Annotated in this window: 5 protein-coding genes and 1 rRNA gene; 1 reads left to right on the top strand and 5 read right to left on the bottom strand. The window is 40.5% G+C overall.

The genetic code is table 11. From position 1 onward, the window contains the following. Positions 1-316: ribosomal RNA gene (locus L1267_RS01135) — 16S ribosomal RNA — on the bottom strand; the annotation flags it as partial. A gap of 576 nt (positions 317-892) precedes the next feature. Next, positions 893-1,750: a tetratricopeptide repeat protein gene (locus L1267_RS01130; RefSeq protein ID WP_235381843.1), complete on the bottom strand. Its 858-nt coding sequence runs from the start codon at positions 1,748-1,750 to the stop codon at positions 893-895. Between the two features lie 83 nt (positions 1,751-1,833). Between L1267_RS01130 and L1267_RS01125 the strand changes: the two genes are divergently transcribed. Further along, on the top strand, positions 1,834-3,147 hold the full coding sequence (locus tag L1267_RS01125) for a M20 metallopeptidase family protein (protein ID WP_235381842.1): 1,314 nt from the start codon (positions 1,834-1,836) through the stop codon (positions 3,145-3,147). Between the two features lies 1 nt (position 3,148). On the opposite strand, the gene L1267_RS01120 is transcribed toward L1267_RS01125, so the two are convergent. The 3 genes from L1267_RS01120 to L1267_RS01110 all read right to left on the bottom strand — a co-directional run bounded on the left by L1267_RS01120 (position 3,149) and on the right by L1267_RS01110 (position 6,655). Then, entirely contained in the window at positions 3,149-5,059 is a 1,911-nt protein-coding gene (locus L1267_RS01120) for a DNA topoisomerase III (RefSeq protein ID WP_235381841.1), read from the bottom strand. Positions 5,060-5,125: 66 nt separating this feature from the next. After that, the gene (locus L1267_RS01115) at positions 5,126-5,602 is read right to left on the bottom strand and encodes a hypothetical protein (RefSeq protein ID WP_135923697.1); all 477 of its coding nucleotides are present in this window, start codon (positions 5,600-5,602) and stop codon (positions 5,126-5,128) included. Between the two features lie 129 nt (positions 5,603-5,731). Further along, positions 5,732-6,655, bottom strand: a complete 924-nt coding sequence (locus L1267_RS01110; RefSeq protein WP_135923696.1) for a flagellar motor protein MotB — start codon at positions 6,653-6,655, stop codon at positions 5,732-5,734. Between the last annotated feature and the right edge of the window lie 3 nt (positions 6,656-6,658).

Below are 6,658 nucleotides of genomic sequence, written 5' to 3'. Positions count from 1 at the left end.
GTGTGGCTGATCATCCTCTCAAACCAGCTAGGGATCGTCGCCTTGGTGAGCCATTACCTCACCAACTAGCTAATCCCACTTGGGCTAATCTTATGGCGTGAGGCCCGAAGGTCCCCCACTTTGGTCCGTAGACATCATGCGGTATTAGCAGTCGTTTCCAACTGTTGTCCCCCACCATAAGGCATATTCCCAAGCATTACTCACCCGTCCGCCGCTCGTCAGCAAAGTAGCAAGCTACTTTCTGTTACCGCTCGACTTGCATGTGTTAGGCCTGCCGCCAGCGTTCAATCTGAGCCATGATCAAACTCTTCAATTAAAAGTTTTTTGAAACCGAAGTTTCGTGCTCAATGAATTCTGTATAAATTGACTATATAGTCACTCATAAGAAATTGAGACTCTAAATTTGTTTGCGTCATCTAGCGAACTAGAATCTGCTGTTAGAACTCAATCTGTACGAGTGCCCACACAGATGATTGCTTTATATTGTTAAAGAACGTTGCGACGTTGTCGCTAGGGATGCGTATAATACATCCTTAATTTTTCGAGTCAACACTTAATTTCAAACTTTCTTTTTAGACCGTTTTAAACCGAAGTTTTACTTAACTCTCTGTCAGTTTGTTCAGCGCTTTTCATTGCTGCCCGCCGTGTCAGTGGATGCGCATTATAGGGATGCGAAGAATTAACGCAAGCACTTTTTGTAGAAAACTACTAAAAACTTACCTTTCGCGCAAAAAACAAGCTAAAGGCAGTAAAAAACATAGTTTACTGTATAAAATACAGCCAACTTTTCTCGAGAGGATCTTAAGTATTATCGAAATTAGGTAATACGCAAGTTTTTTTAAATAAAAAAGCGCCTGTATTTAAGTGGCGCTTTTATCAATCAACACTAGATTTAGTACAATATACTATATAATTTACGGCGATACTTAGAAGCAAGTGCATCACCATCAGGTAAGGAGGCAATGATTTCTAGGTATGTTGGTTTTGCATCCGCGTAATTTAGATCTTTTTTAAGCACAGTAAATAACATCTCAAGTGCTTCTTCTTTGCGACCTGCAATGTTTAAGGCATTGCTTAGCTCTAGTTTTATCTCAAGATCATTTGGATATTTTTCTACTTTCGCTTGTAGTGCTTTTATTTCTGGTGAATCTGTTGCTGCTAACGCTTGTTCACATTTAGCTTGGATATTTGTGAAATACGCATCACGTTCATTTTCTGCAACCGAATCTAATAATGCTTGCGCATCATCTAGCTTATGAATTTGAATACAGATATCAGCTAATACTAACTTTACACGAGTATGGTTTGGATCTAGCTCGTATGCCTGCTTTGCATAACTAAATGCATTATTTAAATCCTGATTAATTAACGCTTGTTTAGCTTGCTCAAGTAATAATTCATGTTGTGCGGGTAAATGCTTTGCTAACGCATCACGAATTTGCTGTTCTGTTTGAGCACCAGGTAACATATCAACAGGCGCTGAGTCTTTTAACATCACAAGAGTGGGTAGTGCTTGCAAACCTATTTGCTGTGCAAGTTGACTTGCAAGTGCCTGCTCAACATCACAATCTAACGTTGCTACTAATAAATGTTCACCATATTCGTGTGCGATCTTCTCTAAAATAGCAGCTTGTTGATGACACTCTGGATTTTGTGCAGAGTAAAAAGTAAGTAACACTAATTTTTCAGCGGACGTTTCACCCAGTGCTTGCTGCAAATTTTGCGGGGTAAGATTTATCATATTATTCATTTGATTGATTGCACTATATAAGTATTTAAGTTTTGATATAGTGGCAAACATAACAATTACAAGTCCTACGGGTCGAGGTCATTATGAAATTATCTGCTATTTCTGCAGCTTTATTACTTCTTAGTCCATTCGCGCAAGCAACAACGCTCGATTTAAATCTTCAAAAAACCATGCCTGAGATTGAAGAGCTCTATTTAGATTTGCATCAATCTCCTGAGTTGTCATACCACGAAAAGAAAACAGGCCAAAAGTTAGCAAAGCAATTAAAACAACTGGGCTTTACTGTTACAGATAATGTGGGTGGTTACGGCGTTGTTGGGATATATAAGAACGGTGATGGCCCTACGGTCATGATCCGCACTGATACTGACGGCTTACCAATTGTTGAACAAACTGGTAAGCCATACGCCTCTAAAGTAACTGTTACTAATGATGCTGGTGCAACCGTTGGCGTAATGCATGGCTGTGGTCATGATATTCACATGAGTTCATTTATTGGCGCAGCCCAACAGTTAATGACACACAAAGATCAGTGGCAAGGCACTTTAATGATGGTGGCACAGCCAGCAGAAGAAGTAGGAGGCGGTGCAAAAGCCATGCTGAAAGAGGGGCTATTTACTAAGTACCCTACTCCAGACCATGTTATTGGTTTACATGTTAGTGCCAGTGTTCCTGCTGGCAAAGTTAGCATGAAAACAGAATATACGATGGCAAGCGTTGACTCTGTTGATATTACTGTAAAAGGTAAAGGCGGTCACGGTGCCTACCCACACACAACAATAGACCCTGTTGTAATTGCTTCACGTATTGTGTTGGCGCTGCAAACTATTACTAGTCGCGAATTGTCACCACTTGAACCATCGGTTATCACGGTAGGTTCTATTCACGGGGGCTCTAAACACAATGTCATTTCAGATGAAGTAAAACTGCAATTAACACTGCGTAGCTATAACCCTGAAGTACGCTTGCAACAAATCGCTGCGATTAAACGAATTTCTAAAGGCATCGCATTAAGTGCCGGACTTGATGAAAGCTTAGCTCCTGAAGTATTTGTGCATGAAGATGAATCAATTCCTTCGACTTACAATAACCCTGCACAAACCAATGTAGTGCGTTCAGCAATTGCTAATGCTATTGGTGAAGACAATGTACTTGAAACTGAAGCTGTAATGGCTGGTGAAGACTTTGGTCTATACGGTCGTACAGAACAAAACGTACCAATTACTTTGTTTTGGTTAGGCGGTGTTGAACCGAGTCAATATGATGCAGCAATGCAATCTGGCGCAACATTACCGTCTTTACACTCAAGTAAGTTTGCACCTGATTACAAGAAGGCGCTCCCGACTGGGATTACTGCGATGAGTAATGCCGCGGTTGCCCTGTTCAACAAAAACTAGTTTAGGCTGACTTAGCTCTAGGCTTAGCTTTTCTTTTAAAACGTCGCTTTTGCGGCGTTTTTGGTAATTGGGAAAATACTTGACTGTCGCACTGCTTTGCTTGCTCAACTAAAGCATGCAGCTCTGCCAGTAATGGCGTTAAAAACTGCTGATAACTCATGTGTTGCTCAGCTATATTCCCTAATGATGCTTCCCACTTAGCTGTTAAATCAGGGCTAGCAAGCTGCTCTGGTAATGTACTAATGAGTGCTTTTCCTGTTGCCGTTGCTAAAATGTTTTTACCCTGACGCTCTAAAAAGCGGCGCTTAAATAAAAGCTCAAGAATACCTGCCCGTGTAGCCTCAGTGCCTAAGCCATCGGTTTCTTTAAGGATCTTTTTAATTTCAGGATCTTTCACATACCGGCTGATGCCTGTCATAGCACTTAATAAGGTAGCATCAGTAAAATGCGCTGGCGGTGTCGTCATTTTGTCTATCACTTCGCCTTGATTGCAATGCAGCAACTGACCTTTTTCAAGAGCAGGCAAGGTTTGCTCATCTTTTAACTCTGTTTTGCCCATCAATGTTTTAAAGCCTAGGCTAACATCTTGTTTAGCAGCTGCTTTAAAAAGCCCACCTGCAATTTCAACCGTTACTTTGGTTTCGTTAAATACATAGTCTGGATAAAACTGGATTAAATAATGACGACAGATCAACCGATAGACTTTTTGTTCATCACTATTTAATGTTGCTGAGCGAAGTTGTTTTTCGGTAGGTACTATCGCATGGTGAGCTGCAACTTTGCTGTCATTAAAACATTTACTACGCTTGCTCGTATCAGCTTGCTTACAAGCTTCACTTGCTTGCCCTTCATTATTAGCAATAGCAGCAATAATTTTAGCTGCATCTTTATGATGCTCTTTTGGTAAATAGCGATTATCTGATCGAGGATAAGTAATTAACTTATGACGTTCATATAAACTTTGACAGGTATCGAGCACCTTTTGCGCAGGCATTGAAAACGCTTTAGCCGCATCGATTTGTAAAGCTGATAAGTTATAAGGTAGCGGCGCTTGTTGCTTTTTTTGCTTCTGCTCAAGCTCAACTACTTTAGCTGGCAGATTAGTTATGCGTGACACAACATTTTCAGCAAGTCCTCTATGTAATACCCGCCCTTCTTCATCTTGATAAGGTTCGCATGCTTTGCTTGGCTGCCATTTAGCAGAAAAAGTTTGCTGCTGCTCAGTTTCAAGATGAGCTAATACTTCATAAAAAGGTTTTGCTACAAAGTTCGCTATTTCATTATCACGATTTACAACTAAGCCTAAAATAGGTGTTTGTACCCGCCCAACAGATAACACATTACCAAATCCAGCTTTTTGCCCAGCTAGCGTATAAGCTCGCGTTAAATTCATACCAAATAGCCAATCAGCACGCGAGCGAGCTAAAGCAGATACACTTAAGGGAATAAAATCGCGATTCGATTTTAAATTATTAAGTGCTTTTTTAACTGCACTTAAGTTTAAATCGCTGATTAAGAGTCGTTGAATTTGCTGTTTTTTAGCTTGGCTTAGTTTGACCTGATCAATTACTTCATCAACCAATAGCTGGCCTTCACGGTCAGGGTCACCTGCATGAACTATGATACTTGCCTGCTTGATCAGCTTTTTTAATACAGTGAGTTGTTTACGGGTTTTTGCTTTAGGTTTTAATTGCCATTGTTCTGGCACGATAGGTAAGTGCTCAAATCGCCACTTTTTAAAACTTGCATCGTAATCATCGGGCTCTGCTTGTTCAAGCAAATGCCCTACACACCAAGAAACACAATCACCATTAGCAAGCTCTATATAACCATCCTGTTTTTTCTGTGGTTTTGGCAGCGCATCTGCAATGGCCCGTGCTAGGGAGGGTTTTTCGGCAATGTAAAGTTTCATAAAGTAACACTAAATACTGTTTTTATAAACAGTAGTCTAGCACAGGATTTTTAACTTAGGAATCGCTTAAGCTTGCTGACTTCGTCGAGTAAAGAGATAGATAAGTGGTAGGTAACAAACGACCACAGTACCAATATTGATTAGCGGTAGCAGGGTCTTATACATGTAGGTACTGTATGATAAATCCCAAAGATGGCGGTCGACCAAACGGAACAGTTGTAAAATTGGCGCCATAATAACAACAAGTTGTCCCAACACACTTTGCCATAAGTAGACTTTGTCTTTAATACCTAAATAAGCAATGATTGCCATCCAAGCAATATCATTAAAAGCCCAGACTACATAGCGCCAGATATAAATGTCATCAAATTCTTTTAAAGCAGAATAAATAAGAGTTCCATAAAGGAAAAAAGCAGCAGTAATAACAGAGAAATAAAAAGCAGGCCAATCTTTACGAAGATAAAAAATAATAATAGCTGGGCTCAAAATGAACACCCAGCTATTGCTTAAGATAACTCTAATTTCTACAAACCAGTCAGGCAAAATGTAGCGCCTTAATCAGTTTTATCGTCATCACCGCCATCACCATTGCCTGGCATATAGCTATATTTATCAACTTTTTTCATTTGTATACTCCATTACATCTGTTAATGAAGTTTCACTTTAATTGATTTATTGCCTCACATCAATAGGCTCAGATTCATGCGCCTTACCTTGCATAATAGAGATCTCGACTCGTCGGTTACGCCTACGATCTTCATCGGTTACATTCGGTACTAGTGGCCTTGTTTCTGCGTGACCTACAACCATCATACGAGATTTATCAAAACCGGGGGCCTTTTCCATTTCGCTAGCAACTGCAACAGCACGTTTTGACGACAAATCCCAATTGTTTGTATAAAGCTCATTCGATACTTGGAAATCATCTGTATGCCCTGACACGGTTATTTCACCCGGCACATCTTTTAACAGCGTAGCAATATCACGAATGATAGGTTTAAACCTAGGCTGTAAGAAAGCACTGCCTGATGGGAATGAACCATTCTCACGAATGCGAATGATAATTTGCTGACCTAGTGACTCAAGTTCAATCGCGCCATCCATAATTTGCTGCTCAAGCTGTTGGGCAATTTTCTTCACAAGCTCATTCGTTTGCTCTTGATCTGCTGCAGAAATTGACTGCTCCATTGCTTGTTGCTGAGCAGTGCTTTGTGATTCCCCACCACGCTTATTACCACGCTGTTCTTGACGACCACCTGCAGAGCTTTCATCACCAGCCTGAAACTCGAGCATTTGTTGTGTCATCTCTACGGTTTGTTGTTGAATTGTCTCGATAGGAGTAGGTTCAGGTTTGCCCGGAGTGAACTCCATTGCAATGACCGAGGTCCCTTTTGGAATATCTTTTACTTCAATTTTATTTTGTACACCAAAAGCAAACTTCATTGAACCTGCTATCTGCTTAAATTTAAGAACATCCATTTCCGAGAAAGCAAGCAAGAGTACAAAGAAGCACATTAATAGCGACATTAAATCTGCGAAGGTTCCCATCCAGGCAGGTAACCCCGGAGGTGGACATTTGCACTCTTGATCTGACATGCC

The sequence above is a fragment of the Pseudoalteromonas sp. OFAV1 genome, assembly GCF_021532595.1.
Taxonomy (GTDB): domain Bacteria; phylum Pseudomonadota; class Gammaproteobacteria; order Enterobacterales; family Alteromonadaceae; genus Pseudoalteromonas; species Pseudoalteromonas lipolytica_C.
The sequence above is the reverse complement of the archived record's forward strand: the minus strand, read 5'-3'. Positions and strand labels throughout refer to the sequence as shown.

Bases quoted from the DNA above. Each gene is read 5' to 3' on its own strand.
- L1267_RS01130 (WP_235381843.1), bottom strand. From the start codon at position 1,750: ATGAATAATATGATAAATCTTACCCCGCAAAATTTGCAGCAAGCACTG.
- L1267_RS01125 (WP_235381842.1), top strand. From the start codon at position 1,834: ATGAAATTATCTGCTATTTCTGCAGCTTTATTACTTCTTAGTCCATTC.
- L1267_RS01120 (WP_235381841.1), bottom strand. From the start codon at position 5,059: ATGAAACTTTACATTGCCGAAAAACCCTCCCTAGCACGGGCCATTGCA.
- L1267_RS01110 (WP_135923696.1), bottom strand. From the start codon at position 6,655: ATGTCAGATCAAGAGTGCAAATGTCCACCTCCGGGGTTACCTGCCTGG.